Here is a 24,379-nt window from a genome sequence, read left to right on the forward strand (position 1 = left end):
GCCGCCGCCTGCTTTGCCGGAATCTGCGACATTCCCGAGATCTACAGACATCCTGCAATTCCTCGGGGCTGATCGGAACTCATGGAGGTTCCGCAACCCAGGCGATCAAGGCGACCACGCTCCCACCTCGACGTCTGGAAGACCCGTGAGTCAATCCGAAACCAAAACCCTGCTGTCGATCAGCGCAGGCGTATCGATGGCGATCGCTGCCTCGATCGGCATTTCCTTCATCGAAACCCTGGTGGTTGCCCAACTCGGGGCCCAGGCGCTCGCTGGCGTCACCATTGCCCTGGCGCTCTACAGCTTGGTGTTCGTAGGCTGTCTGGGTGTGGTGGTGGCGATCAACCCGATTCTGTCTCAGGCGGTGGGGCGGGGTGACAAGGCGGCGATCCGCAGCAACGCCCAGCAGGCAGGGTTTGTGGCGTTGGCCATGTCTTGCGTAGGCCTGCTGGTTTTTGCGGCATCGCCCTATCTGCTTGCGTTGACGGCCAGCGACCCGCAACAGCTTGATAAGGCTGTGACTTACCTTAAGGGCGCGGCAGTGGGGCTGCCGGCGTGGGTCTTTTATATCGCGCTGCGTTCGGTGCTGATGTCGCTTGGCAGCGTCCGCATTGCCACCTGGACCATGCTGGCATCGGTGCCGTTTCATGCGTTGCTGGCATACGCATTAACACACGGCACGCCTCTTTCGCCGGCCCTGGGCGTGTTGGGTGCAGGCATTGCCCACAGCGCCATCTCATATCTGACCGTAGTGGTGATCCTGCTGGCAATGCGGCGCTCGCGCAGCCCGGCCGTACGCAACGTGATGCAAGGGCCGATACGCTTCGATGCGCCCGTATTCGGCGCGATTTTTCATCTGGGTGCGCCCATGTGCGCGCGCATTCTGCTGCGCGAAGGCATGTTGCCGGCAAGCGTGATGCTGGTTGCGCCAGCGGGTGCGTCCATGGTGGCGGCCCACGCTGTGGCGCTACGGGTCGTGGGTTTCGCCGGCATTGTCAGCTTTGGTCTGGGCAGCGCAACCATTGTGCAGGTAGGCGCGGCAATCGGGGCCAAGGACTGGACGCGGGCGAAGGCGATCAGCGGATTGGCAACGCGCTTGTGTATCGGGATCGGTGCCCTGGTTTGCGTAGGCATTGTGCTGGGGGCCACGTCGATCGTTGGGCTCTTCTTGCCCGCCGACGACACGATCACGCCCATGACGGCACGCCTGCTGGCCGTTGCGTGCCTGTTCGTGTTGATCGATTGTGTGCAAGGACCTGTCGGTGCCGCACTGGTCGCCATGCAGGACGCCCGGATGCCACTGGTGATCTACGCAGTGTGCGTCTGGCTGCTGGGTTTTCCGCTGGCCTATGTTTTCTCGCACGGAATGTCTGTTGCCGCGGAAGGCGTGTGGCTGGGTCTGAGCGTGGGGTCTGCATGCGCCACCGCCATGCTGGTGCTGCGGCTGCGGAAAAAGTTCAGATCGCAGTCGATAAGACCAAAGGATAATTGACGCGTTGCTGCGGCTGTCACGAAAATCCCCCTCCGTGAATGGTCGCCTTATTTAAATCAGCTGCGGGATGCTTTTTTGTTCTGACAAATGCTGACAAAGCATGGATGTGTCACAAAGGCTTGATTAAGCTCGGTCACATCGAGTGTGCAGAACGAATGCATGCTCCAGCCGGGATCGGTCATCTAGTTTAATTAGATGATATCAGAGCATGGTTAAGGGGGGAGGGTGGAGATTTTCATCTTGATCGTCATAATGCCCGTGACGATTGGCGCACTGCTGATTGTGTTTGTCAAACATCTCAGCATCCAATTCGGCAAGAGCAAGGCAACCCGCCTCTCCGTTGGCGAATCGCGTTTTTTATGGGTGTCATTCGTATTCAACGTCGCGGTATTGCTGGGTTTGAATATGCATCGATTGTTCTGAACGAAATTGAGTTCGATTGAGCTTAAGTTCCGAGTTTGAACTTGAGCCTTGATTTCCATACAGCCGGCAGTCTTATGATGTCTGAAGTGTACGTAGTATCCGATAGGCTATTGCGTTGCCAAGAACATCTACCGTTATTTCAGGCCCAGCCTTTTCGCCAGTCTATTTAAATTTGCGCGGTCCAAGCCAAGTTCTCGTGCCGTTGCCGCCAGATTATGCTGATTGCGTGCCAGGCTGTCTGACAACAATCTTCTTTCGTAAGAAGTCACCGCTTCCCGAAAACCGCCATTCGGCAAATCGCTGCCTATATCCGGCACAGTCGTTGTCACGACGCTATCGGGTCGAAAGCCAAAATCTTTTGCCGTCAGCGTCAAGATCTGCGGCCGTTGCGCCTGCCGCCCCAAGGTTTGCAGCGCCGTCCGCCCGATCAAATGTTCCAGCTCGCGAATGTTGCCGGGCCACGGATAGCTCAGCAGTGCATCTTGCGCGTCGGCACTCAGCCGAAGGCTGTGCAGGCCTAGCCGCGCCCGGTTCTCTTCCAGGAAGAACCCGCTCAGCAGCAAGATGTCGTGGCCGCGTTCGCGCAGGGGTGGCACATGCATGGGGTACACGCTCAGGCGGTGGTAGAAGTCGCTGCGATAACGGCCTTCGCGCACCTCCGCTTCCAAGTCGCGATTGGTGGCGGCAATCAGTCGAACGTCCACATGGCGTTCTTCGTCCGAGCCCACACGCTGAAGCTGCCCACTGGCCAGTACACGCAAGAGCTTGGCCTGAACCACCAACGGCAATTCGCCCACTTCGTCCAGAAACAGCGTGCCGCCATGCGCCAATTCAAACTTGCCACGCCGATCGCTGACTGCACCTGAAAACGCGCCGCGCACGTGGCCGAAGAGTTCGCTTTCCACCAGTGTTTCCGGCAGCGCCGCGCAGTTGATGCTGATGATCGGTTTGCGCGCGCGCGGGGACGCCGCGTGCACGGCGTTGGCGACCAATTCCTTGCCGACACCCGTCTCGCCGGTGATCAAGACAGTCATGTCGCTGGGGCCGGCAAGCCGGATCTCGTCCATCAATCGCTGATGCGCCGGGCTTTGCCCGATCAGTTCACGGCGGCTTTGCCCGGCTGCCAGCCGGTATGCGTCTGCACGCATGCGTTCCTGTTCAGAATCCAGAGCCAGCATGCTGATGCGTTCAACCACGTTGACGGTGGCGGCAGCCAGACTGGCAAAGGCTTGTAGCGACGCCATGTCCACGTGCTCGAAACGATCGGGGGCCAAGGCGTCCAGCGTCAGAAGCCCCCACGGCCGGCCGTTCATCAAGATCGGGCAGCCCATGCAGTCATGGACTTCCAGCACGCCATCATGGGCATGCACCAAGCCGTCGTAGGGATCGGGCAGGGATGAATCAGCGGGGAAGCGAGTGGGGCCTTCGTGGTCGAGCAGGGCAGCAAAGCGCGGATGTTCCTGGACTCGAAAACGGCGACCCAGCGTGTCGTTGCTGAATCCGTTGATGGCCAAGGGCACCAGCGTGTCGCCGGTCAAACGCAACAAGGCAGCGGCATCACAGGGGAAGAGCGCTTGCATCGTATCGACCAGGCGCTGGTAACGCTCCCCGTCGGCCAGATCACGAGACAAGTCGTTCACCAGGGGGATCAGGGCATTCAACAAGGTCTTGTGTGTCATGGCCGTCAGAAAGTCGACAAGGGGGGAGTCAATCGGACTATATGTAGTCTAATTGACTCATGTCAATATGACAAGATAGAAGTGCAAGTCATTGATCTATATCAATATTTTAGTTGGCATGAATGTTGATTACTTAAAGCCGGGGAAAGGCTGATTTCAGCGTTTTGCCTGCATTTCGTTCACTACCAAAGGTCATTCATGCTGTCCGATGCTCACCGCGCGATTGTCAAAGCCACCGTACCGATTCTGGAGACCGGCGGCGAAACCCTGACCACGCACTTCTACAAGATGCTGCTGCGGGACTATCCGCAGGTGGTGCCGCTGTTCAACAAGGCGCACCAAAGCTCGGGTGATCAGCCGCGTGCGCTGGCCAATGGCATTTTGATGTACGCCAAGAACATCGACCGGCTGGAAGCGTTGGGTGACTTGGTCGGGGCCATCGTCAACAAGCACGTGGCGTTGCAGATCCTGCCCGAACACTATCCGATGGTGGGCGACTGTCTGCTGCGCGCGATCCGCGAGGTGCTGGGCGCAGAGATCGCGACTGACGAGGTGATTGCGGCCTGGGCTGCCGCCTACGGCCAATTGGCGGACATTCTGATCGGCGCAGAAAAGCAGGTTTACGACGACACCGCAAAAGCTGAAGGCGGTTGGCGCGGCACGCGCGATTTCGTGGTGACCAAGAAGGTCGCGGAAAGCGATGAGATCACGTCGTTCTATTTCGAGCCGGTAGACGGCAAGTCTGTCCTGCAATTCCAGCCCGGCCAATACATCGGTCTGCGTGTCATCGTGGACGGCGAAGAAATGCGTCGTCAGTATTCCCTGTCTGCGGCGGCCAACGGCCAGCATTACCGCATCAGCGTAAAGCGCGAGCCAGGCGGCAAGGTGTCGAACCATCTGCACGATCACGTGCATGAAGGCACGGTGGTGCAACTGATGCCGCCATCAGGCCAGTTCACGCTTGCCGCCAGCAACAAACCCCTGGTCTTGCTTAGCGGTGGCGTAGGCATCACGCCGATGTTGAGCATGCTCGACGCCGCCTTGAAAACCGGACGCCCGGTGCACTTCATTCATGCGGCCCGGCACGGTGGTGTGCACGCATTTCGCGAGTATCTGGATACGCAAGCCGCACAGCATCCGCAACTGAAAACCTACTTCTGCTACGAGCAGGCGCGTGAACAGGACAAGGCACCGCATGCAACCGGGCTGATCGACCAGGCCGTGCTGCGCAACTGGCTGCCGGCCTCGCCGGATGTGGATGCGTATTTTGTCGGCCCGAAGCCCTTCATGAAGGCAATGAAGCAGCACCTGGCGGCGCTCGGTGTGCCCGCCGAACAAAGCCGCTACGAGTTCTTCGGACCGGCGTCGGCGCTGGCCTGAGCTGCGCGAAGGCATATCGCCACCTGCAAACGGGGTGGCGACAGGTCGACAACGCGGGGGCTGGCAGCGGCTTAGATCAGGCCCATCATATTGGCGGCCAATGCAGCTGCTGCGGCCACCAACACGAGCGCAATCAGCGTGCGTTTGATTGCCTTGGCAGGCGAGCCTACATGGCCGGGTGTGCTGTCGTCGGTAAAGCCAAGTCCGCGAAACTCTTCGCCCTTGGTGAAATCCTTGTGGTCGGCAGCACTTGCCGCCGCATTGGACAGGCGGTCCACCGTCTCATCCGCCTTGACACTGGAAAACTGCGAGGCTGTGGTGTTGAAGGTGGTGGTAACCGGGACGCCGTCCACGGTCACCGGCTTGGCCGGCATGCCATTGAAACTGGCTGATGCGGCACCCGGCCAACCTACCACCATGCCACGCTTCAACTGATCTATTTTTACGTCGCTGAGCAGCAGGCCCACGTGATCGCCGACCGCGGCTTCGTCAACCAGCTTGCGGAACATTTCTATACCGACGACAAAGGTCTGTGCAACGGCCAGACCGTTGTGCCTGATTTCGATCTCGTCACCCACCGCCAGAAAGCCCGATTCGATTTTGCCGACAGCAACCACGCCACGACCTGTGATGTGGAATACATCGTCGATGGTCATTCGCAGGTCGTCGTCGATCAGGTCGGGACTGTGCCGATTACCGGGCGTCATGCTCATGTTGTTGTCCTTCATGCAGGCTCCTGGAAAGGCGGGGGCGGCCAAGGGGCGTCGGTCAGTGGCACGCGGGCCAAGGCCATGTAGCGCGGGCCGTCTTGTGTGGCGGTGCGGCAGTAAAGCCCGATCTCGTCCACTTGGGCGGGGTGATCACGCGTTGGACGCATCGGCACATCGCATGCCTGCGCGGTTCGTGGAAAACGTGCCAGCGTGATATGCGGGCGAAACGGGCGTCCGTCCACCGGCAGGCCAGCGCGCGTCAGCACGGCCTGGATCTGTTCCACAAGCTTGCGCATGGGATCAGGCAAGGTGTAGGCGGCCACCCATACACGGGGTCGGTCGGGAACCGGCCAGACCTCGAAGCCGGTAAATGCCAGCAGGGGAATCGACCTGGCGAGTTCGGCAAGCGCGGGAAGGGCGGCAGCCAGCGCATGGCGTTGGGGCTCTGAAATGGCACCGATAAACGCCAGCGTCAGGTGCAGGTCTTCCACCTGAGTAGGCTTGACGCCTGGCAATGCGGGCACGGATGCCAGGTGCGCGCGGGTCGCGGCGTTGGGGGCCAGCGCCAGAAAACTGCGCGGCCACAGGATGGCTGCGGAGTCGTCAGGCGTGACGCACATGGCGGTCCGCATGGACAGAAGTGGTGGTGCCTGGCTGCCAGCACGTCCAATTGCGCAGCTGTCGCCGCGCCTGCCAACACGCTTGCCAGCCCCTCATCTGCAGGCAAGTCAGCGGTAGGTAACTCAACTGCAGGCAACTTATCTGCAGGCAACTCATGGCGTGCGTATCCGATAACGCGCCATCCAGTCGGTGACCGCGCCCCGCACCATGCGCCAGTGCGCCATGTGCTCGCGCTTCATGTCCACGCTGATGTCCGCGCCTTCAACACGGAAGTGCAGGCTGCACACAGCGTAGCTGACCCCGCGTACGCCTGGTCGTGAGCACCCCAGCACCGTCGTCGGGTGGCGTTCGTCTCCTTCAATGAACAAGTCGGGATAGCGGGCGCGCGCAATCGCGGCCGGGTCACGCAAGACCACCCGTTGCAAGCCACCCAAGGCGGGCGAAAGTTCTCGCGCAGCTTCGGACGTACTGCCGTTGATATCCAGGTCGCCGGCGTAGGCGCGGTAGTTGGCAAGCAGGTTGTCGCGACGCGCCGTGTCGGGATACACCTGCATGGACTCGACCAGAATCACCAGACGGCGCGCGGCCGCTTCCGATGGGTCGTCTACCTCGACGATGCGGGTGCCCGGCGGCGACACTTCGGACAACCATGCGGAAAACAGCACCGCGCGCTGGCGATCGCCGGCCGTCTCAAGCGGGCCGTAGAAAAAGGCGTCGGGAATGGCGTAGCGGGCATCGCCCAAGGTCAAGGTTCGTGTTGACGCTTTGGGATTGGGGGCTTCGCGCTGGGCCGGCTCGTGTGCGGTGGCAGACAGCCGAACCTCGGCCTGTGCAGGGCCTGCCAGGCACGCCGCGCTCAGACAAGCGAGTAGCAGAAGGCGAACGTATGGCCCGTGGCGTGTGGACGGCGACTGGTGCATGGGATGGGGCAAGAGTAGGTTGGCTACGCTACCACTGCCCGCGTTCGACGGCTGTATCAAATACCAACGATGCACTTACTGATTCCGCGGCCAGACAAATGCATGAGACGAGCTTTTCAATCGATCCCGATTCCTGCTCGACGGTCACTGGCGGCCGTGATGAGGCAGGTGGAAAAGCCTCGGTCAAGTGGCGATAGTGCAGGGCGTTTTCGGAATTTTCGGACCAAGGCCTGCCTTGGCACACCCTATGCAACAGAAGCTGTGCGCGCGATAAATCGCGTGATTCAGCCACTTTCGAAGGACCTATTCGATGAGCCCGCAACAAAATCAGCAAGACCAGCAAAACCAGCAAGGTCAACGCAACCAGCAAGGCCAACAGGATCAGGCGAACCGGCAAAATCAACAGCAAGATCAGCAGCAAGACCAACGCAACCAACGTCAACAGCAGCAAGAACAGCAAAACCAGCAGAACCGCAATGAACAAGGCGGTAACCAAAATCAGCAGAACCGCAACACCTGATCGGTGACTGACTGATGACAACGCGGCAGAAATCGTGATTTTCTAGCCTGATTTTTCAGCCGCTTGCCCCGATCACCACGTTGGTGATGGTCGGGGCGTTCTACGTTGAAGGCCAGTGTGATTTCAAGCTGCCATTGCCGCCTGATTTACTTAATTGGAGCTTGCTTGTTTTGCTGTGTGGAGGCCTCTGTCACCAAATGCTGATCCACCCATCGCGTCACCCATTCAACGATCCGAGACATGGTGTCTTGCCGGTGCGACGGTTTGCCAGTGCTGGTGAATTTGTGCGTCCCGCCCGGGTACAGCACCATTTCACAAGGCGTGTCGGTCTCTCGGCGAATCGTCACGAACAGCTCTTCTGCCTGACTGCGCGGGCATCGCTCATCATTCGTGCCTTGCAAGATCAAGGTGGGCGTAATTGCTTGATGGACATAGTGCACGGGTGACACCTTGCGGATCAGTGCGTGCGTTTCGGCGCGATTGCCTTGCATGGTGTAGCTGTCCGAGTAATAACCGCTGTCCGACGTGCCGTAGTGCGTTTCCATGTTGGCTACCGGGGCCATCACAACAGCTGCCCGGAACAGGGTGCTGTTGCCCACTGCCCAGGCGCTCAGGTAGCCCCCGTAGGACTTGCCTGCAATGCAAACGCGATCATCTGCAATGCCTTCCGCTTGCAACTGGGCAACGGCTGCTGTGTATTGGGGCAGATCTATTTCGCCCCAACGCTGATTCAAGCGGTCTGCAAATGCTCGTCCGTAACTGGACGACCCAACCGCATTCAGCGCCAGAATCGACCAGCCTTGTGACCAAAGCACCGGCCAGTAAGCGATCACCGGATAATCGAACAAGGCATAACTGGCCGGGCCGCCGTGGGCGTCCATCAATAATGGTGCGGCACCTTTCGCGCCTACCGGACGAATCAGCCAGCCGTCGATGGTTTCAGTGCCGCCGTCGCCGTCGGGCACCACGAACTGGCGTCGCTCCATCGTGGCCGGGGCGCGATCGCACCACCAGTCATTGAAGTGACTGACCGCGCGTTCGTCTTTGCCGTCGTGCCGACATGCATGGATTTCCATCGGCAGCACCGAGTTCTCAGACGTATAAGCCACGTAGTCAGGCGTGCAGCAGAGCTTAGACAAATGCCGATCGCCATCGGCCAATACCTTGATCTGGCCATCTGGAATGCTGATTTCACAGACATGCTGGATGCCCCGTGACGCCAGCACGGCCAGCAGCTTGGACGCATCTTTGCCAACAAACTGCATGCTGTCGGCCTCGAAAGACAATTCGATGTCCTCGTCGCCCAGCGCCTGCACCTTGCCGCTGGCCACCTCAATCAGCCACGGGCGCACCTTGGCATCACCTTCCTCAATGGTGCCCGCGAACACGATCCAGCGTCCGTCTGGCGACCACAATGGGTACAGCACCTGGGCATGATCCGTGGTCAGTTGGCGGGCATGGTGGCCGTCGGTGTCCATGACCCACACATCGGTGCGATGACTCATGTCGCCTTCGCGAGTGCGAACATAGACCAGCTGTTTGCCATCAGGCGACCAGCGCGCTGCTTTCACGTCGAAGGGACCGTCGGTCAGCGGGGTAGCTTCACCGCTTGCTGCGTCGATCATGAACAGGCGCATCTCGCGGTTCAGGATGTAGCCCACGCCATCCATCTTGTAGGGCAGCTTCCAGACGACTTGCGGGCCATCGACAGGGGCGGGTACCGCATTGGGGTCGGGGCGTGCACCCCGCAGGCTTGGGTCGACCGTTACCGCGCAGACCGCCGCAATTCGACTGCCGTCCGGGCTCCATTCGTAAGACACCAGGCTGAAATTGCCCTGCGACAGCTGTACCGCTTCGCCGCCATGCCGGGGCATCACAAACAGCTGGTAATTACCTGCGCGATTGGAAATAAAGGCAAGCCGTTCGCCGTCCGGGGACCATTGGGGCGTGTTGTCGATACTCCCACCCTGGGTCATTTGCCACGGAGCACCGGCGTCCAAGGGGACTGCCCAGATGGCGCTGTTTTCGCCATCGGTGGCGGAGTTCAACGACGTGACGGCGCAGGCAAGCAGGTTTTCGCTTGGCGAGCCGTTGGTACTGGAGATCGTTCGATGATTGAAAATGTCGCTTGGGGTGAATGGCGTAGTCATAAATGCCTTTGGGATGAGTGCAACCTGCGACCATTTGTTGTGCTGTCGCGGGCTTCAAGCAGATTCATCGCACCAAGAGGCAAGGGACGTGCCGGATACTCAAGCGTTCAGATGGCGAAGTTCTGAGGCTGAATTCGGGTGTCGGCGTACAGCTATTGAGGTTCAGCGAACGGGCCTTGTTCAAGCAATCGTCGTCAAACCGGACCAAGTCCTTTCAGCGCAGATGCCAGGTGAAGCAGCCCGCGCGACAGAGGTTTGTCCCGCCGCATGACCACTGCAAGCTTGCGATGCAAGGGCGGACTGAGCGAACACACCGTCAAGGCCGCGCGTGCCCCTGGTCCAGATACCGCCAGGCGCGGCAGCACTGCGCAGCCAAGGCCGGCCGCCACGATTTCTTTCATGGCTTCGGTACTGCCCAGTTCCATCGTTGGGCGCGCTTGCAGACCGGCAGCTTCGAACCAGTCATCCACCAAGCGTCGCGTAAGTGCACCCGGTTCGAACAACACCATCGGACGTGCCGCCAGCACCGCAGGCGTCACCCGGCTGGGTGGTGTGGCACCATCGCTGGGGAAGATAGCCACGAATTCATCGTCCATGATTGGTGTGACCTCGAACATGCGACCCGGCGCGGGCAGTGTGACCAGGCCGATATCCAGGCTGTTGTGTTCGATGCCTCGCAGCATGTCACCGGTATTGCCGGTGCTGACAACGACTTCCAACTCTGGGAAACGTTGCTTCAAACTCGCCAGCAAGGGCGGCAGCAAGTAGGTGCAGGCGGTCGCGCCCGTGCCCAACCGCAAGCGCCCATGCACCTCGGCCGCGTGGGCACCCACAGCGTCGAATGCCTGAACCACGGCGGCATCGATCGCGCGGATGTGCATCAGCAACTCAGTACCCGCTGCGGTGGCACTGACGCGCCGGCCCACGCGTTCAGCCAGGCGCACACCAAAGCGGCGTTCCAGCTGACGCACTTGTTGGCTGATGGCGGGTTGCGTCAGGTGGTGCTTCTGGGCGGCGGCGGAAAAGCTGCCGAGTTCGATCACGTCCAGAAAAGCACGCAAGTGGTCCAGATTCAGGCCGCGGGTATCCATGGTTTAGCTTATGCATTGCATAAAAAACCAAAGCTTCCCTAATTCGACGGCCGCCTGCAAGCTGTGTGTCTTCTGAGATTTTCGATTTGCATCCCATGTCCTCCGTTCCAGGCGTTATTCAGCCCGAATCCGTCCAATCCGAACTCGTTCAACCTGAAGTCGTTCAGCCAAAGCTTGTCCTGCGCGACAGCGAGGCGCTTGATGTGCCCGCGATCCAGGCCATCTACGCCCACCACGTGCTGCATGGCACGTCGTCGTTCGAGATCGACCCGCCCAGCCTGCGCCAGATGCAGCAACGCCGCGAGGAAGTACTGGCGCTTGGCCTGCCTTACCTGGTGGTGGAACGAGACGGGGAAGTGGTGGGGTATGCCTACGCTTCGTTATATCGACCTCGCCCGGGCTATCGTTTCACCATCGAAGATTCGATCTACCTGCGCGACGGTTGCACGGGGCAGGGCATCGGCAGCCTGCTGCTGGCAGCGCTGATCGAACGTTGCGCGCAAGCAGGATGGCGGCAGATGGTGGCGGTAGCCGGTGGTGCCGGGGCAGCGTCGATTGCCTTGCACAAGCGTCACGGCTTCGAGTTGACCGGGATTTTGCGCGCAGTGGGTTTCAAGTTTGGTGAATGGCGGGATTGCGCACTGTTGCAGCGGTCCTTGGGCGATGGCGATGCAAGCTTGCCAACGCATGAGGCTGGGGCGCGTAGCGATGTGGAAGTGGTGCCGTTCAAACCAGCGCTTGCATCAGACCAAGCCACGGAAAACAGCCCCACGCCGCACGCGTCCAGATGATCTCCCGCCAGACTGTGATCTGCCTGGGTCTGTCGCAACTGATCAACTGGGGCATTTCGTATTACCTGATCGGCAACTTCGGCCCGGCCATGGCGGACGACCTGGGCATGGGCACGACGGCCATCTACGCTGGCCTGTCACTTGCTTTGGTCGTGATGGCGGCTACCTCTCCCTGGACGGGTCGCTTGATCGACCGGCTTGGCGGCCGACGTGTTCTGCCCGTGGGTGCCGTGTTGAACGCGCTGGGCTGCGTGGTGTTGGCGGTGTCGCAGTCGGCGTGGACCTACTACGCTGCGTGGATTTTCCTGGGCATTGGCATGCGCTTGTGCCTGTACGAGGCCGCGTTTGCCACCTTGGCGCGCATCGGTGGCGTTCAGGCGCGGCGGGCCATCGGACAGATCACCTTGTTTGGCGGTTTGGCATCGACGGTGATGTGGCCGGTGGGCCATGCGCTGGCGGGCGCAATGGGGTGGCGTGGTGCGCTGTTGGTCTATGCCGTGTTCTCGCTGGCCACCTTGCCGCTGTATCGCGGGTTGCCGCCAGACCGCCGCGTGACGGTCACAGCATCGGCTGCGGCATTGCCTACATGGCTGGCCCGCACGCCTGCGCAGTATCGACAAGCCGCCATCTTGTTCTCAGTCATCGCCATGCTCACCAGCTTTCTGGCCGCTGGCAACGCCGCGCACATGCTGAACATCTTGGGTGGCATGGGCTTGGACCCGGCATTGGCCGTTGGCATCGCCGCCTTGTGGGGCATAGGCCAAGTGCTGGCCCGACTGGGCGAATTCCTGTTCGGCCAACGGATAGATCCGCTGAAGCTGAATCTGCTGATCGCCTGTTTGTTGCCGCTGTGTTTTCTGGCGGGGCTTGCGGCAAGCGTACCCGTCGCCGCAGCGATTTTTTCGTTCTGCTATGGCGCGTGCAACGGCTTGTTCACAATCAGCAAAGGGACCTTGCCCTTGGTGCTGTTCGACCATCGGCGCTACGGTGCGCTGACTGGCCGCTTGCTGGTTCCGAGCTTTCTGCTGACCGCCACCGCGCCCTTGCTCTACGCGGCAATCATCACCAACGTGGGTGCAAAGGCTGCCATGGGCATGGCCTTGGCGGTAGCGTGTGTGGTGCTGGGTGCATCGGCGTGGCTGGTATGGATGTTCCGCCACCGCGCCTAACAGAACTGCGTCAGGCTTCCGCTTTTTCTACCTGATAACGCATCCACACCGTGCCGCCTTCCAGCGTCTCGGTGGCAACGTGTCGCAGCGATTGGCCGGCAGCTGGCTTTTCGTTCTCTTCGCCCGCGTAGTCGAAGATGCTGGGCACACCGGCCAGGCCATCGATGCTGGCAGTCACCAGCAGGCTGACTTCGTCGATCAAGCCGGCTTTCAGGAACGCGCCGTTGATGCGGCCGCCGCCTTCCAGCAAGATGGCTTTTGCGCCAAAGACCTGGCCAAGCGTGTCCATCGCCAGGTGCAGGTCATCGCCGTCTTCGCCCGCGAAGCAGTACGACACCCCTGCGGTGCGTAAAGCCTGCAGATACGCATCCGACACCTTCTCGGACAGCACAGCCAGAATGTGCCCGCCGCTGGCGGTATTGTCGGAATAGTGAAGCTTGCCTTTCGGGTCGATCACTACTGAAAGGTCTTTGCCTTGGCGATCTGCCTGGTGCGCATCACGCTTGACGGCTTGGCCCAGCGTAGGCTCGCGTTCGGTGGCGACTGAAAACTCGGCCATGGTAGTGCGGCCGATGATGAAACCCTTGGCGTCGATGCGAGCGGCAACGGCTTCATATTGGGCAGACACATCGAAGGAAACGCCCTTGGCGGGCGGTGTCCAACGGCTGGGCAGCAGGCGGCCATCGATGGAGCTGACCATGTGGCAAATAATCTTGGGGCGCATCTGTGTTCCTTGAAAGCGGCCGACGCGGAAGGCTTGGCCCGACTTGGAACAGCATAGTTAGTACCGTAGTCCCCGACTAGACGCCATAATCGATATGAACCTATGAATAAAATTCATTAAAGATGCGTCTGCTCAGTGTTACCAGCTTGTGTGCAGTGCCTTCCAAGGAACTTGGGGCACCGCGCTGGCACTTAGCCAAGCTTTACCGTCTGACCCAGCCACTGCAAGAAGTCATCCGCCATCTCGGCAGACAGCCCGTGGCCAATGGGGTAGTGCTTGGCCAGGTGCGGCACGCCCAGCGTGGTCAACCATTCCGCTGCACGCTCGGCCCAGGAAACCGGCAGCTTGTCATCAAAGCTTCCGTGACCGATGAACGCCGACAACTTGGCAAGGTCTTCGCGCGGCGCGATCTTCGCGGCGATCTCGGGCAAGATCCGGCCGCTGAGCACCGCAAAGCCGGCTACATCGGCGGGTGCCGTCAGGCCCACGCTGGCGCTCAAAATCCCGCCTTGGCTGAAGCCAGCGATCACAGGGGGCATACTTGTAGCCAAGCCACGAATCAATCGAATCAATAACTCACGACTCTGATCAGCCTGCGGCGCATTGATCGACGGACCTTGCGGGCCGAACTGCACCTGGAACCACGCAAACTGCTGCGGCCCCAGGGTGAGCGGACCTTGCACGAACAGAATTTCGACACGCGGGTCAACCAGCGCACCCAGCGCGATCAGATTGGTTTCATTGCCCCCCACGCCGTGCAACAGCAACAGCCGCGCAACAGGCGCATCGCCCTCGGCGGCACGAACGCGATACTTCAGGCCAGAGTGGCTGTCTTCAATCAGGGCACTGACGGCGGGGGCTGCTTGGGAACTCATATCGGTCTCGCGAAAAGTGAAAACACACGCATCAAGGCGTGCGTCACCCTGTGCACGATGGCGCGCAGGGGACATCAAAACAGGGGAGGGGCAGCCTGTTCAAGCCGCCCGGTAGATCAAGCCGCGACTGGCTCTTTGGCCAACTCGCCGATCACAAACGCATCCATGGCCAACACGCCGTAGGTAATGCCACCGTCCAGGAACTCCACCGGATCAGCCGGCACCGTGGCACCCAAGGCCACCAGCAGCGGCAGGAAGTGATCTTCGCTGGGATGAGCGCGGGCCGCGTGCGGGGCAAGCTTGCGGTACGCAATCAGACTGTCCAGATCGCCGGCCACGACAGCCTGATGCACCCAGCGGCTGAACTCCAGCACATAGGGCTCCTTGCCATCATCATGGCGACGGAACTCGTACAGGTTGTGCGTCATGCTGCCCGAGCCCATGATCAGCACCCCTTCGTCGCGCAGCGGGGCCAACGCACGACCCAAGGCCACACAGCCGGCGGCGTCCAACTGATGCGGCAAGGACACCTGGAACACCGGCACATCAGCCTTCGGCAGCATGTGCATCAACGGCACCCAGGCCCCGTGATCCAGACCGCGAGCCGGGTCCGGACGAACCGGGAAACCAGCAGCTTCCAAAACATCGGCAGTGCGTTTGGCCAAAGCCGGATGACCCTTGGCGGGATAGCTCAGCTCGTACAGGGCACGCGGAAAACCACCGAAATCATGAATGGTCTCGGGCTGAACGGCTGTCGACACCCGAACTTCGCCATCGGTCTCCCAATGCGCCGACACCATCAGAATCGCCTTCACAGCAGGCAGGCGTTTGCCGACGGCATTCAACAGCGGGCCGGTGCGACCGGGTTCCAGCGCAAACGTCGGCGCGCCGTGGGAAACGAAGATGACAGGCAGCGTAGTGGACATGATGATCTCTTGGCACGGCCGCAGCGGAAGCCGCAGCCCGGAAGCTTCGCGCAGTGCGTTGGAAGCCAGTGAGAACAGTGTATTGATCCATTCCGTGCAGATAAACCGTATCGCCAAAGACTAATAGTGTCGATAATCGGGACAATCAGGGATTCGCCATCAACCACCTTTTTTGGACAAGCTCATGGACCGCTTCATGGAAATGAAGACCTTCATCGCCGTCGTCGATGCCGGCAGCTTCATCGGTGCCGCCGATCCGATGGGCATGAGCAAAGCAGCCGTGTCGCGTCATGTCAGTGACCTGGAAAACCGACTTGGTGTGCGACTGTTGCAACGGACCACACGGCGGCTGTCGCTTACCGATGAAGGGCAGTCGTTCTACGCGCGGAGCAAAGAAGCCTTGGCGTTGGTGGACGAGGCGGAAACCGAGATTCGATCGCGCTCGATAGAGGCCAGCGGCGTTGTGCGTGTGAACGCCCCGCATACTTTCGGGGTGTTGCACCTGGCCCCGCTGTGGGGCGGGTTCATGGACGCAAACCCACGTGTATCGCTTGAAGTGACGCTAAGCGACCGAGTGGTGGACTTGGTGGATGAAGGCTTCGACTTGGCAATTCGGATCGCGGTCTTGCCGAACAGCACCTTGGTCAGCCGGAAGCTCGCGTCCACACGGATGATGCTGTGCGCGTCGCCCGATTACCTTGCACGTGTAGGTACCCCGTCGCATCCGAAAGACTTGGCCTTGCATCAGGTGATCGCGTATTCGTATTGGGCGACACGGGATGAATGGACGTTTACGGGGCCAGAGGGCGAGGTGTCTGTCCGGACGCACGCAAGGCTGTATGCCAACAATGGGGACACTTGTCTGGCAGCGGCATTGAGTGGACAGGGGATTATTTTGCAGCCGAGTTTTCTGGTGGCTGAGGATGTGCGGGCGGGGAGGTTGGTGGAATTGATGCCCGAATACAAGTCGATTGAATTGGGGATTTATGCGGTGTATCCGACGCGAAAGCAGCTGGCGTTGAAGGTGCGGAGGTTGATCGACTTTCTGGCGGACGCATTGCAGCGTCCGGTGTGGATGACATAACGCGCAGCGTGGCAGCACATCGGGCTTCTTTCGCAAGATGAGCCTTGGGCCAGCTTGTTGTGATCAGGTTTTGATGCGTAGCTCCTTGCAAGTATTGATGAGTTATTAATTATTTATTAATGGCTCTGAAACTTTTGATGTTGCATGTTAAGAATTTTAACCGGATGAAAATGTTAAGCTCGCCGCCTTCTTAATTATTGCCATCCATTCATGCGCGCCATTATTTTCCCCTTGCTTGCTACAACGCTGTTTGCCGCCTCTGTCGTTCACGCAGCCGACATGCCTACCCAGGCGCAGATTCAAGCAGCCGTCGACAAGGGCATTGCAGCTACGCAGGCCAAGTCGTCATCGTCGATGCCAATGCCCTTCGCCATCAAAATTTCCAAGGTCGTAGGCTGCAAGCCGTCGCCGGAAGTCAAAACAGAAGTTGTCTGCTTGGTTGGCATGAGCACCGGCAGCAGTGATGCCTATCGGGTCTTGCCCTTGCGCGTGGACGGCAACACCTGGGTAGGCGTCGAACGTAAAGACGCGGTGTTCCCGCCACCGACACCTGCCGAGGCGATTACGGCCATGCGTGCATGGGCAGAGCAGTTGGTTATCGACAAACCCGAAACCGCCAATGACAAGCAGATTCAAGAACTTCGCACGAACATGAAAGTGAAGTCGGTTGGGCATTGCGGAATCGGACGTAAAACGGGTTATCTCGAATGCGATTCAACATTGGAAATCCCGGGAAAGCCTGATGTGAAGGCTGAGTTGCTGTATTCGCTGGAAGGCGATACGTGGAAGTTTGTAGTGGATAAATAATGTCAGTTGATTGATTCTGTGAGTGGTGACAGGCAGGAAAATTGTTGCAGTGGATAGCTACGCCACTGCAACACCAGCTTTTCAAACCAGTTTTTCCCAGTGTGCTCGGCAGGCTTCGAATTCGCTTTCCCGTTGCGTGGCTCCCGTATTTCCAATGGCGGGAGCCACGCCCACGACGCCGATTTCACCAATGCCCTTGTTGCCCAAGGTACTGGCTTGCATGTCCGGGATACCCACAGAAATCACCTGAATATCAGGCACATCTGCGTTCACCGGAACGAGATATTCCTCAAAATTCGCGTGTCTTCGAAGATGGGACGCCGATTGATGAGGCCGATACTGATGAAGCCACCTTGCGACGCATGTTGAAGCTGCCGGCGGCATAAGCGGAAAAGGTGATGCGCTGTTGAACAGCACGTCACCTTTTCTTGCCTCACCCGACACAAAATCGCCCAGCAAAAAAACGGGACATCTGCAGTTCAGCAAGATGTCCCGTAACCAGGAGGAGCTATCTTGGCCAGGCACTCTCCTGGATATAGCTGAGTGCCTGCCGCCGTCTTACTTCAGATTCTTGTTGAAGAATTCAGTGATCTTGTCGAACGGGATCTTGTCCATCTGGTCATACAGGTCAACGTGGTTCGCATTCTTGACGATCACGAGTTCCTTGGGTTCGCCCGCTGCCTTGTAGGCGTCTTCACTGAAATAACGCGAGTGCGCGTTTTCACCTGCAATGAACAGCACCGGGCGCGGCGAAATTTCGCTGATGTAGGTCAGCAACGGCATGTTCATGAACGACATCGGGCTGGTACCGGTGAACGCAGCGGACGAAGCCACCGAGTTCTTGTGGAAGCCGCGCGGCGTGCGGTAGTAGTCAAAGAACTCTTTCAGGATCGGGTGTGGATTTTCCGGCAGGGTTTCGGGGAGAATTCGCGTGGGAATCGTCACGTTGCCTTTGGCGTCGACGTAGAAGTCGTGCGCGCCCGGGGCCGGCTTGCCGTTTTCGGCATCCTTCCAGCGTTGCAGGCTCAGGTTGGTCAGAATCTTGGTGCGATTTTCCACCGTCAGGCTGTCACCGAAGCCCTTGGCCATCACGCGGGACATGTCATACATCGTGGCGGCAACTACGGCTTTTACGCGCTTGTCCACGGCGGTTGCGTTCAGACCCATGCCACCGAAACCACAAATGCCGATGATGCCGATGCGCTCGCGATCCACTGCCGCATGCAGGCCCAGGAAATCGACGGCGGCCATGAAGTCTTCGGTGTTGATGTCGGGCGATGCGACGTTGCGCGGTTCACCACCGCTTTCGCCGGTATAAGACGGGTCGAAGGCGAGCGTCACATAACCGCGTTCTGCCATGGTCTGCGCATACAGGCCGGAAGCCTGTTCTTTCACCGCCCCGAACGGCCCGCTGATAGCAAGTGCGGCCAAGCGTTGATTGCCGCGATTCTTCGGCATGTACAAATCGGCCGCAAGCGTAATGCCGTAACGGTTCTTAAACGTCACCTTTTGATGATCGACCAGATTGCTCTTGGCAAATGTCTTGTCCCATTGCTGGGTGAGTTCCAGAACATTGGCAGCAGATGTCGCTTGCGTATTTGCGGCCACTGCGGGCGCGGCATTAATGAACATGGCTGCACACGCGATGATCGCGCCATGAATCAGGGTTTTGCGAGACAAGGAATAAGGCATTTTTTTCTCCTGGATGGTTTTATGTGGATTGCGACGTGGTAATGCGTTTAGCGCGAAGAAACCGGAACCAGCTCGGCGGTGGCCAGGCTGTTGGCGTTGAGCAAATAACCTACAAGCGCGCCGCTTGATTCCTTGTCGACGGGAATCGATTCGACGTTCAAGGCCCAGACCTTGAAGCGATATCGATGCGTGCCAACGGGCGGGCATGCCCCGCCATAACCGGTGTTTCCGAAATCGGTGCGACCTTGCACGGCACCCGCCGGGACATTCGCCTCGTTTCTATTACCGGCGTCTTGCGGCAAAGTGGTCGTGGTCTTGGGGATATTCACGAGCGTCCAGTGCCACCAGCCGCTGCCGGTTGGCGCGTCGGGGTCGAACATGGTGATCGCAAAACTCTTGGTTGCAGTCGGTGCCCCCGACCACGACAGCTGCGGCGAGATATCGCCACCGACGCAGCCAGACCCGTTTTGCAGGTGCTTCTCGCCCATTTGTTTTCCATCTTCCACGTCGCGGCTGGTCAGGCTGAAGTTCTGAGCCTGGGCGCTGACGCAGAGCAAGGCGATGAACGCACCGATGATTGGCTTATTCATTTTCTGTCCCGTGCTTAGCAATGAACGCATGCTAAGTGGGGCATGACACCGTGATAAGCGGCTTAAATTTTGATGAATTAGTGAGGCTATTTCAGCAATGGGCGCCAAGTGGGGAGCTGGCGTCTTGCGGCTAGGCTGGTGACTGGGCAGGGGATGCCGAGGAGTGTCAGTACCAAGCGAGGTAGGGCCGGTGGGATGGCCCGTCTGCTGAACGGAGTAGGGCGCGGTGAGTGGCACATGCGCCAACATCGGCACATGTGCGCTGGATCAAAAGATGTCTTCAGCTCGCGAGCAGCCAGCGATATCAATATCCAAAAATCGCCTTGGTTTCCAGGTATTCATCGAATCCGAACACGCCCCATTCGCGTCCGTTCCCGGATTGTTTGTAGCCTCCGAATGGCGCACTTGCGCTCGATTTGCTGCCGTTGATATGAACCATGCCGGTTCTCAATCGGCGGGCGACTGAGCGTGCGCGATCAACGTTTGCTGAGCTTACATAGCCCGACAATCCATAGACGCTGTCATTCGCAATCGCCACGGCCTGGTCTTCCGTGTCGTAGGGAATGATGGCCAGCACCGGGCCGAACACTTCTTCGCGCGCGATCGTCATGCTGGGGTCGACGTCGGCAAAGATAGTCGGCTGGACGAAGTAGCCAGCGTCGATGCCTGCTGGTCGGCCGGGGCCGCCGATCACGACGCGGCTGCCTTCAGCAATCGCCTGTTCGATCAAGTGCTGCACGCGGGCAAATTGCGCGGCGTTGGCAACCGGGCCGATGACGGTGGCGGGATTGCTGTCGTCGTATCCAAGTTCCTGCGCAACGGACACGGCAATCTCAATGGCTTGTTCCTGCAATACCCGTGGAACCAGCATGCGTGTCGGGGCATTGCACGATTGCCCGGTGTTGCGCATGCAGCCCAGCACGCCTTGGCGCACGGCGTTTTCCAGATCTGCGTCGTGCAGCAAAATGTTGGCAGACTTGCCGCCCAGTTCCTGGGACACACGTTTGACGGTGTCGGCGGCGGCTTTGGCCACGGCTACGCCCGCTCGCGTCGAGCCGGTAAACGAGACCATGTCGATGTCTGGATGGCTTGCCAGCGCTGCGCCTACGGTGGGGCCGTCACCGTTCACCAGATTGAACACGCCCTTGGGCACACCAGCCTCATGCAGAATGTCGGCAAAAATCATGGCTGACAATGGCGAGCGTTCGCTGGGTTTCAGCACCATGGTGCATCCCACCGCGAGTGCCGGGCCAACTTTGCAGGTCAGCTGGTTCAGTGGCCAATTCCACGGTGTGATCAACCCGCATACGCCGATGGGTTCGCGGGCGATCAGCGCTGTGCCCAGCATGCGGTCGAAGGGGTAATCCTGAAGAACCTTCAGCGCTTCGGTCAGGTGGCGCAAGCCGGCTGGTACGTGGGCGTTCTTTGCCCAGGATGCTGGCGCGCCCATTTCATGCTGGACGGCGTCCACGAGTTCGTCGCTTCGGCGTTGGTACGCACTGATAATTGCCTGAAGCAGATCCAGTCGATCTTGCACCGACATCTCTGCATAGCCGGCAAATGCCGCTTTCGCGGCAGCGACGGCACGGTTCACATCGCTATCGTTGCCCATGGCGATGCGGCCGACGACTTGTTCGTTGCGTGGGTCGATGACGTCTTCAGTGACGAGCTTGTCGGGTGCCACCCAGGCACCGTCGATATAGAAATTCAGTAGGTCTGTCATCGGGGGCCTGGGTCCGGTCAAAGGGTGTTGAGCAGGGCGTCCTGCAAGGTCTCGAACACTTGCGCAATCTGTGCGTTGGTGATGACCAGGGGCGGGGAGATGACGATCACGTCTCCCGACGCGCGCACCAGCACGCCATGATCGAAGCACCACGCGGCAACCTCGGCACCACGGGCACCGGCCGCATCCGGTCGCGGTGCAAGTTCCACGGCACACAACAGGCCGATGGCGCGTGCATCCACGACATGCTTGACCCCTTGCAGCGCCAGCGCCGCCGCTTGCCATTCAAGGGCGGCTGCCGCTGCCTGTTCGTTGATGCCAAGTTCCTGGTGCAGCTGGATGGTTGCCAACCCGGCCGCGCACGCCAGCGGGTGGGCCGAGTAGGTGTAGCCGTGCATCAGTTCCGGGACATTTTCCGGGCCGCGCATGAAGGCTTCGTGCACGGCGCTGCTGACGATGACGCCGCCCATGGGCACGGCTCCGTTGGTGAGCCCTTTGGCGGTGGTCATCAGGTCTGGCGTGACACCGAATGCTTGTGCCGCGAAACTTGCGCCAACTCGACCAAACCCGGTGATGACTTCGTCAAAGATCAGCAACACGCCGTGACGTGTGCAGATGTCGCGCAGCTTTTGTAGGTATCCATGTGGCGGCGGATACACGCCACCTGAACCAGTTACGGGTTCGACAATGACGGCAGCCACGGTGCTGGGATCTTGCACATCAAGCAATTGGGAAAGCGCGTCGGCGTAGTGCGCACCCTGTTGCGGCTGGCCGGCCGAGAAACGCATGCTGGCGTCATAAGGCAGCGGCAGGTGCGACACCTCGCCCAGCAGCGGACCGAAGTCGCGTTTCTGGCGTCCCAGCCCAGACACCGACAGTCCGCCAAACCCCATGCCGTGATAGCCCTTGGCCCGCCCAATGAACTTGGTACGACGGCTGTCGCCACGAGCCTGATGGTAGGCACGCGCGATTTTCAGCGCGGTATCCACGGCTTCGGAACCCGAGTTGGTGAAAAACACCTGTTCCATGCCGGCCGGGGCAATGTCGATCAGGCGTTCGGCCATCTCGATGGCCTGCGGGTGGCTCATCTTGAAGGACGAGACGAAGTCGAGGCGTCCGGCGGCTTCGCGGATGGCTTCAACGATCTTGGGCTGGTTATGGCCGGCGTTGACGCACCACAGGCCCGCCATGGCGTCCAGAATGCGGCTTCCGTCGGTGGTGGTGTAGTACATGCCGTCGGCGCTGGCAAACATCATGGCTTGTTTGCGGAACTGGCGCATGGGCGTAAACGGCGCCCAAAAGGCCGCTGGCGATGCCTCGGCTGCGTGCTCGGTCGATACGGAATTCATAGTCGTTCCTTGAATGATGTTCAGGCGGCCTGGCTCAGGGCCGGGCGCAGGCGGTAACCGCCGTCGGGCAGGCGTTCCAGCGGGCTGGCTGCGGCGAGCAGCTTGCGGGTATAGGGGTGCTGGGGGTGATCGAAGATCTGGTCGCGCGGACCGATTTCCACGATGTGCCCCTGGTTCATCACCGCTACGCGGTGCGCGATTCTTTCCACTGCCGCCAGGTCGTGCGAGATGAACAGGCACGCAAAGCCGTATTGCTTCTGCAGGCGCTCGAACAGTTCCAGAATCTGTTTCTGAATGGTCATGTCCAACGCCGATATAGGTTCATCGGCAATCACCAGGCGCGGACGCCTGACCAAGGCCCGGCCAATCGCCACCCGCTGGCGCTGACCACCGGAAAGCTGGTGAGGGAAGCGATCTGCAAAGTGGGCGGCAAGGCCCACATCGACCAGGGTGTCAGACACCCGCGCAGCCCGAGCCGCCGCATTCATGTCCGGCTCGTGTCGAAGCGGTTCGGCCAGTATGTCGCCCACCTTCATGCGCGGATTCAAGGACGAGTACGGGTCCTGGAAGATCATCTGGCATTGCAGACGATGCACCCGGTTTCCGGCTTTCAGAATGTCTAGGCCTTGAAAGCTGATCTCACCCGCGCACGGGTTCACCAAGCCCACGACGGCTCTGCCAAGCGTCGTTTTGCCAGAGCCGCTGCCGCCCACCAATGCCAGCGTTTCGCCGGGCGCGATGCTCAGATCCACGTCGTGAACGACGCGGTTCGGCTTGCTGCGCCGGAAGAAGGCGCGCGGGCCGGGATGCTCGATGCTGACGCCTGTGACGTCCAACAAGGGCCGGGCGTGCTCAGGCAATGCAGCCAGTGCACCCCGGCGTGGCAGGGCGTCCAGCAACTGGCGGGTGTACTCGGCCTTGGGAGACAGCAGAATGTCTTGCGTGCGGCCTTGCTCTACTGCTTTGCCGTTGCGCATCACGATCACTTTGTTCGCGTATCGCGCCACCAGCGACAGGTCGTGACTGATGAACAGTATGGCCGTGCCTTGCTCACGGGTAAGTTCCAGCATCAGCTCGATCACATCCAGCTGTGCCAGACAGTCCAGCGCTGTGGTCGGCTCGTCGGCAATCAACAGGGCAGGGCTCAGCAGCATTACCGAGGCAAGCATGATGCGTTGGCGCATGCCACCCGAGAATTGATGCGGATACGAGGCCAGGCAGCGTTCGGCGTCCTTGATGCCAATGCGTTGCAGCATGGTCAGGCAACGCTGCCGTATGTCGTTGGCGTTGAGCTTGGTGTGCAAGGCCAGCGCTTCGCTCATCTGCCGGCCAATGGTCAAGGCCGGGTTGAGCGACACCATGGGTTCTTGGAACACCATGCCGATGTGCGCGCCACGCACTCGGCGCATTGCTTTGGCATCTGACGCATCAAGCCTTGCGCCCTGAAAGGTGATGCTGCCTGCGCAGACCTGCATGGGGGCCGGCAGCAGTCCGATGGCTGAGCGCGCAGCCATGGTCTTGCCGCTGCCGGATTCACCCACCAGGGCAACGATTTCACCGGCAGCCATGGTGAAGGACAGGTCGTCCACGGCCAGGGGGCCGTCCACGCCTGCGCGAATCTGCAGGTTTTCTACGGTCAGCAGGTTGGCTGGGGTTGCCATGC

The 24,379-nt window shown here is 59.9% G+C and carries 21 protein-coding genes and 1 pseudogene; 7 read left to right on the plus strand and 15 right to left on the minus strand.

Annotation, left to right across the window (positions count from 1 at the left end):
• Window positions 1-145: 145 nt before the first annotated feature.
• The gene (locus tag FXN63_RS12560) at window positions 146-1,492 is read left to right on the plus strand and encodes an MATE family efflux transporter (protein WP_148815295.1); all 1,347 of its coding nucleotides are present in this window, start codon (window positions 146-148) and stop codon (window positions 1,490-1,492) included.
• 557 nt (window positions 1,493-2,049) lie between these two features.
• On the opposite strand, the gene norR is transcribed toward FXN63_RS12560, so the two are convergent.
• Window positions 2,050-3,594: a nitric oxide reductase transcriptional regulator NorR gene (gene norR, locus FXN63_RS12565; protein WP_148815297.1), complete on the minus strand. Its 1,545-nt coding sequence runs from the start codon at window positions 3,592-3,594 to the stop codon at window positions 2,050-2,052.
• A 198-nt stretch (window positions 3,595-3,792) separates the two neighbouring features.
• Between norR and hmpA the strand changes: the two genes are divergently transcribed.
• On the plus strand, window positions 3,793-4,974 hold the full coding sequence (gene hmpA / locus FXN63_RS12570; RefSeq protein ID WP_148815299.1) for an NO-inducible flavohemoprotein: 1,182 nt from the start codon (window positions 3,793-3,795) through the stop codon (window positions 4,972-4,974).
• A gap of 71 nt (window positions 4,975-5,045) precedes the next feature.
• On the opposite strand, the gene FXN63_RS12575 is transcribed toward hmpA, so the two are convergent.
• The 3 genes from FXN63_RS12575 to FXN63_RS12585 all read right to left on the minus strand — a co-directional run bounded on the left by FXN63_RS12575 (window position 5,046) and on the right by FXN63_RS12585 (window position 7,225).
• Complete coding sequence (locus tag FXN63_RS12575) at window positions 5,046-5,702, minus strand: EF-Tu/IF-2/RF-3 family GTPase (protein WP_148815301.1); 657 nt, start codon at window positions 5,700-5,702, stop codon at window positions 5,046-5,048.
• The gene (thpR, locus tag FXN63_RS12580; protein ID WP_187395188.1) at window positions 5,699-6,304 is read right to left on the minus strand and encodes an RNA 2',3'-cyclic phosphodiesterase; all 606 of its coding nucleotides are present in this window, start codon (window positions 6,302-6,304) and stop codon (window positions 5,699-5,701) included. The genes FXN63_RS12575 and thpR overlap by 4 nt, the downstream gene beginning before the upstream one ends.
• A gap of 153 nt (window positions 6,305-6,457) precedes the next feature.
• The gene (locus tag FXN63_RS12585) at window positions 6,458-7,225 is read right to left on the minus strand and encodes a hypothetical protein (RefSeq protein ID WP_222864046.1); all 768 of its coding nucleotides are present in this window, start codon (window positions 7,223-7,225) and stop codon (window positions 6,458-6,460) included.
• Window positions 7,226-7,535: 310 nt separating this feature from the next.
• On the opposite strand from FXN63_RS12585, the gene FXN63_RS12590 reads away from it, so the two are divergent.
• Window positions 7,536-7,745, plus strand: coding sequence for a hypothetical protein (locus FXN63_RS12590; RefSeq protein ID WP_148815307.1), 210 nt, complete (start codon window positions 7,536-7,538; stop codon window positions 7,743-7,745).
• Between the two features lie 146 nt (window positions 7,746-7,891).
• Here the strand turns inward: FXN63_RS12590 and FXN63_RS12595 are convergent, their stop codons facing one another.
• Window positions 7,892-9,895, minus strand: a complete 2,004-nt coding sequence (locus tag FXN63_RS12595) for a S9 family peptidase (RefSeq protein ID WP_148815309.1) — start codon at window positions 9,893-9,895, stop codon at window positions 7,892-7,894.
• 194 nt (window positions 9,896-10,089) lie between these two features.
• Entirely contained in the window at window positions 10,090-10,986 is an 897-nt protein-coding gene (locus FXN63_RS12600; RefSeq protein WP_148815311.1) for a LysR family transcriptional regulator, read from the minus strand.
• A gap of 95 nt (window positions 10,987-11,081) precedes the next feature.
• On the opposite strand from FXN63_RS12600, the pseudogene FXN63_RS12605 reads away from it, so the two are divergent.
• Together FXN63_RS12605 and FXN63_RS12610 are read left to right on the plus strand one after the other, a co-directional pair.
• Window positions 11,082-11,672 (plus strand): annotated as a pseudogene (locus tag FXN63_RS12605) (N-acetyltransferase family protein); the annotation flags it as partial.
• Window positions 11,673-11,773: 101 nt separating this feature from the next.
• On the plus strand, window positions 11,774-12,946 hold the full coding sequence (locus tag FXN63_RS12610) for an MFS transporter (RefSeq protein WP_148815314.1): 1,173 nt from the start codon (window positions 11,774-11,776) through the stop codon (window positions 12,944-12,946).
• Between the two features lie 10 nt (window positions 12,947-12,956).
• On the opposite strand, the gene FXN63_RS12615 is transcribed toward FXN63_RS12610, so the two are convergent.
• The 3 genes from FXN63_RS12615 to FXN63_RS12625 form a co-directional block, all read right to left on the minus strand.
• Window positions 12,957-13,670, minus strand: a complete 714-nt coding sequence (locus FXN63_RS12615) for a dihydrofolate reductase family protein (protein WP_148815316.1) — start codon at window positions 13,668-13,670, stop codon at window positions 12,957-12,959.
• Window positions 13,671-13,861: 191 nt separating this feature from the next.
• A complete protein-coding gene (locus FXN63_RS12620; protein ID WP_148815318.1) occupies window positions 13,862-14,545 on the minus strand; it encodes an alpha/beta hydrolase in 684 nt (227 codons plus the stop codon).
• A 116-nt stretch (window positions 14,546-14,661) separates the two neighbouring features.
• Window positions 14,662-15,471, minus strand: coding sequence for a dioxygenase family protein (locus FXN63_RS12625; protein ID WP_148815320.1), 810 nt, complete (start codon window positions 15,469-15,471; stop codon window positions 14,662-14,664).
• Window positions 15,472-15,655: 184 nt separating this feature from the next.
• On the opposite strand from FXN63_RS12625, the gene FXN63_RS12630 reads away from it, so the two are divergent.
• On the plus strand, window positions 15,656-16,555 hold the full coding sequence (locus FXN63_RS12630) for a LysR family transcriptional regulator (protein ID WP_148815322.1): 900 nt from the start codon (window positions 15,656-15,658) through the stop codon (window positions 16,553-16,555).
• Between the two features lie 210 nt (window positions 16,556-16,765).
• Window positions 16,766-17,362, plus strand: coding sequence for a hypothetical protein (locus FXN63_RS26705; protein WP_187395266.1), 597 nt, complete (start codon window positions 16,766-16,768; stop codon window positions 17,360-17,362).
• A gap of 81 nt (window positions 17,363-17,443) precedes the next feature.
• Here the strand turns inward: FXN63_RS26705 and FXN63_RS26905 are convergent, their stop codons facing one another.
• The 6 genes from FXN63_RS26905 to FXN63_RS12660 form a co-directional block, all read right to left on the minus strand.
• Window positions 17,444-17,779 carry a hypothetical protein gene (locus tag FXN63_RS26905; protein WP_222864047.1) on the minus strand — a complete coding sequence of 112 codons (336 nt, stop codon included), beginning with the start codon at window positions 17,777-17,779 and terminating at the stop codon, window positions 17,444-17,446.
• A 141-nt stretch (window positions 17,780-17,920) separates the two neighbouring features.
• Window positions 17,921-19,054 carry an alpha/beta hydrolase gene (locus tag FXN63_RS12640; protein WP_148815324.1) on the minus strand — a complete coding sequence of 378 codons (1,134 nt, stop codon included), beginning with the start codon at window positions 19,052-19,054 and terminating at the stop codon, window positions 17,921-17,923.
• A 47-nt stretch (window positions 19,055-19,101) separates the two neighbouring features.
• Window positions 19,102-19,644 (minus strand): YbhB/YbcL family Raf kinase inhibitor-like protein, encoded by a 543-nt coding sequence (locus FXN63_RS12645; RefSeq protein ID WP_148815326.1) that lies wholly within the window; start codon window positions 19,642-19,644, stop codon window positions 19,102-19,104.
• 304 nt (window positions 19,645-19,948) lie between these two features.
• Window positions 19,949-21,367 (minus strand): aldehyde dehydrogenase family protein, encoded by a 1,419-nt coding sequence (locus tag FXN63_RS12650; protein ID WP_148815328.1) that lies wholly within the window; start codon window positions 21,365-21,367, stop codon window positions 19,949-19,951.
• 17 nt (window positions 21,368-21,384) lie between these two features.
• On the minus strand, window positions 21,385-22,716 hold the full coding sequence (gene aptA / locus FXN63_RS12655) for an omega-aminotransferase AptA (RefSeq protein WP_148815330.1): 1,332 nt from the start codon (window positions 22,714-22,716) through the stop codon (window positions 21,385-21,387).
• Window positions 22,717-22,736: 20 nt separating this feature from the next.
• Entirely contained in the window at window positions 22,737-24,377 is a 1,641-nt protein-coding gene (locus FXN63_RS12660; protein WP_148815332.1) for an ABC transporter ATP-binding protein, read from the minus strand.
• Between the last annotated feature and the right edge of the window lie 2 nt (window positions 24,378-24,379).

This window comes from Pigmentiphaga aceris (assembly GCF_008119665.1).
Lineage (GTDB): Bacteria > Pseudomonadota > Gammaproteobacteria > Burkholderiales > Burkholderiaceae_B > Pigmentiphaga > Pigmentiphaga aceris.

What these genes read in the sequence shown, in the direction of transcription:
- norR (WP_148815297.1), bottom strand. Translation starts at nt 3,594, where the DNA reads ATGACACACAAGACCTTGTTGAATGCCCTGATCCCCCTGGTGAACGAC.
- hmpA (WP_148815299.1), top strand. Translation starts at nt 3,793, where the DNA reads ATGCTGTCCGATGCTCACCGCGCGATTGTCAAAGCCACCGTACCGATT.
- FXN63_RS12575 (WP_148815301.1), bottom strand. Translation starts at nt 5,702, where the DNA reads ATGAAGGACAACAACATGAGCATGACGCCCGGTAATCGGCACAGTCCC.
- thpR (WP_187395188.1), bottom strand. Translation starts at nt 6,304, where the DNA reads ATGTGCGTCACGCCTGACGACTCCGCAGCCATCCTGTGGCCGCGCAGT.
- FXN63_RS12585 (WP_222864046.1), bottom strand. Translation starts at nt 7,225, where the DNA reads ATGCACCAGTCGCCGTCCACACGCCACGGGCCATACGTTCGCCTTCTG.
- FXN63_RS12590 (WP_148815307.1), top strand. Translation starts at nt 7,536, where the DNA reads ATGAGCCCGCAACAAAATCAGCAAGACCAGCAAAACCAGCAAGGTCAA.
- FXN63_RS12595 (WP_148815309.1), bottom strand. Translation starts at nt 9,895, where the DNA reads ATGACTACGCCATTCACCCCAAGCGACATTTTCAATCATCGAACGATC.
- FXN63_RS12600 (WP_148815311.1), bottom strand. Translation starts at nt 10,986, where the DNA reads ATGGATACCCGCGGCCTGAATCTGGACCACTTGCGTGCTTTTCTGGAC.
- FXN63_RS12610 (WP_148815314.1), top strand. Translation starts at nt 11,774, where the DNA reads ATGATCTCCCGCCAGACTGTGATCTGCCTGGGTCTGTCGCAACTGATC.
- FXN63_RS12615 (WP_148815316.1), bottom strand. Translation starts at nt 13,670, where the DNA reads ATGCGCCCCAAGATTATTTGCCACATGGTCAGCTCCATCGATGGCCGC.
- FXN63_RS12620 (WP_148815318.1), bottom strand. Translation starts at nt 14,545, where the DNA reads ATGAGTTCCCAAGCAGCCCCCGCCGTCAGTGCCCTGATTGAAGACAGC.
- FXN63_RS12625 (WP_148815320.1), bottom strand. Translation starts at nt 15,471, where the DNA reads ATGTCCACTACGCTGCCTGTCATCTTCGTTTCCCACGGCGCGCCGACG.
- FXN63_RS12630 (WP_148815322.1), top strand. Translation starts at nt 15,656, where the DNA reads ATGGACCGCTTCATGGAAATGAAGACCTTCATCGCCGTCGTCGATGCC.
- FXN63_RS26705 (WP_187395266.1), top strand. Translation starts at nt 16,766, where the DNA reads ATGCGCGCCATTATTTTCCCCTTGCTTGCTACAACGCTGTTTGCCGCC.
- FXN63_RS12640 (WP_148815324.1), bottom strand. Translation starts at nt 19,054, where the DNA reads ATGCCTTATTCCTTGTCTCGCAAAACCCTGATTCATGGCGCGATCATC.
- FXN63_RS12645 (WP_148815326.1), bottom strand. Translation starts at nt 19,644, where the DNA reads ATGAATAAGCCAATCATCGGTGCGTTCATCGCCTTGCTCTGCGTCAGC.
- FXN63_RS12650 (WP_148815328.1), bottom strand. Translation starts at nt 21,367, where the DNA reads ATGACAGACCTACTGAATTTCTATATCGACGGTGCCTGGGTGGCACCC.
- aptA (WP_148815330.1), bottom strand. Translation starts at nt 22,716, where the DNA reads ATGAATTCCGTATCGACCGAGCACGCAGCCGAGGCATCGCCAGCGGCC.
- FXN63_RS12660 (WP_148815332.1), bottom strand. Translation starts at nt 24,377, where the DNA reads ATGGCAACCCCAGCCAACCTGCTGACCGTAGAAAACCTGCAGATTCGC.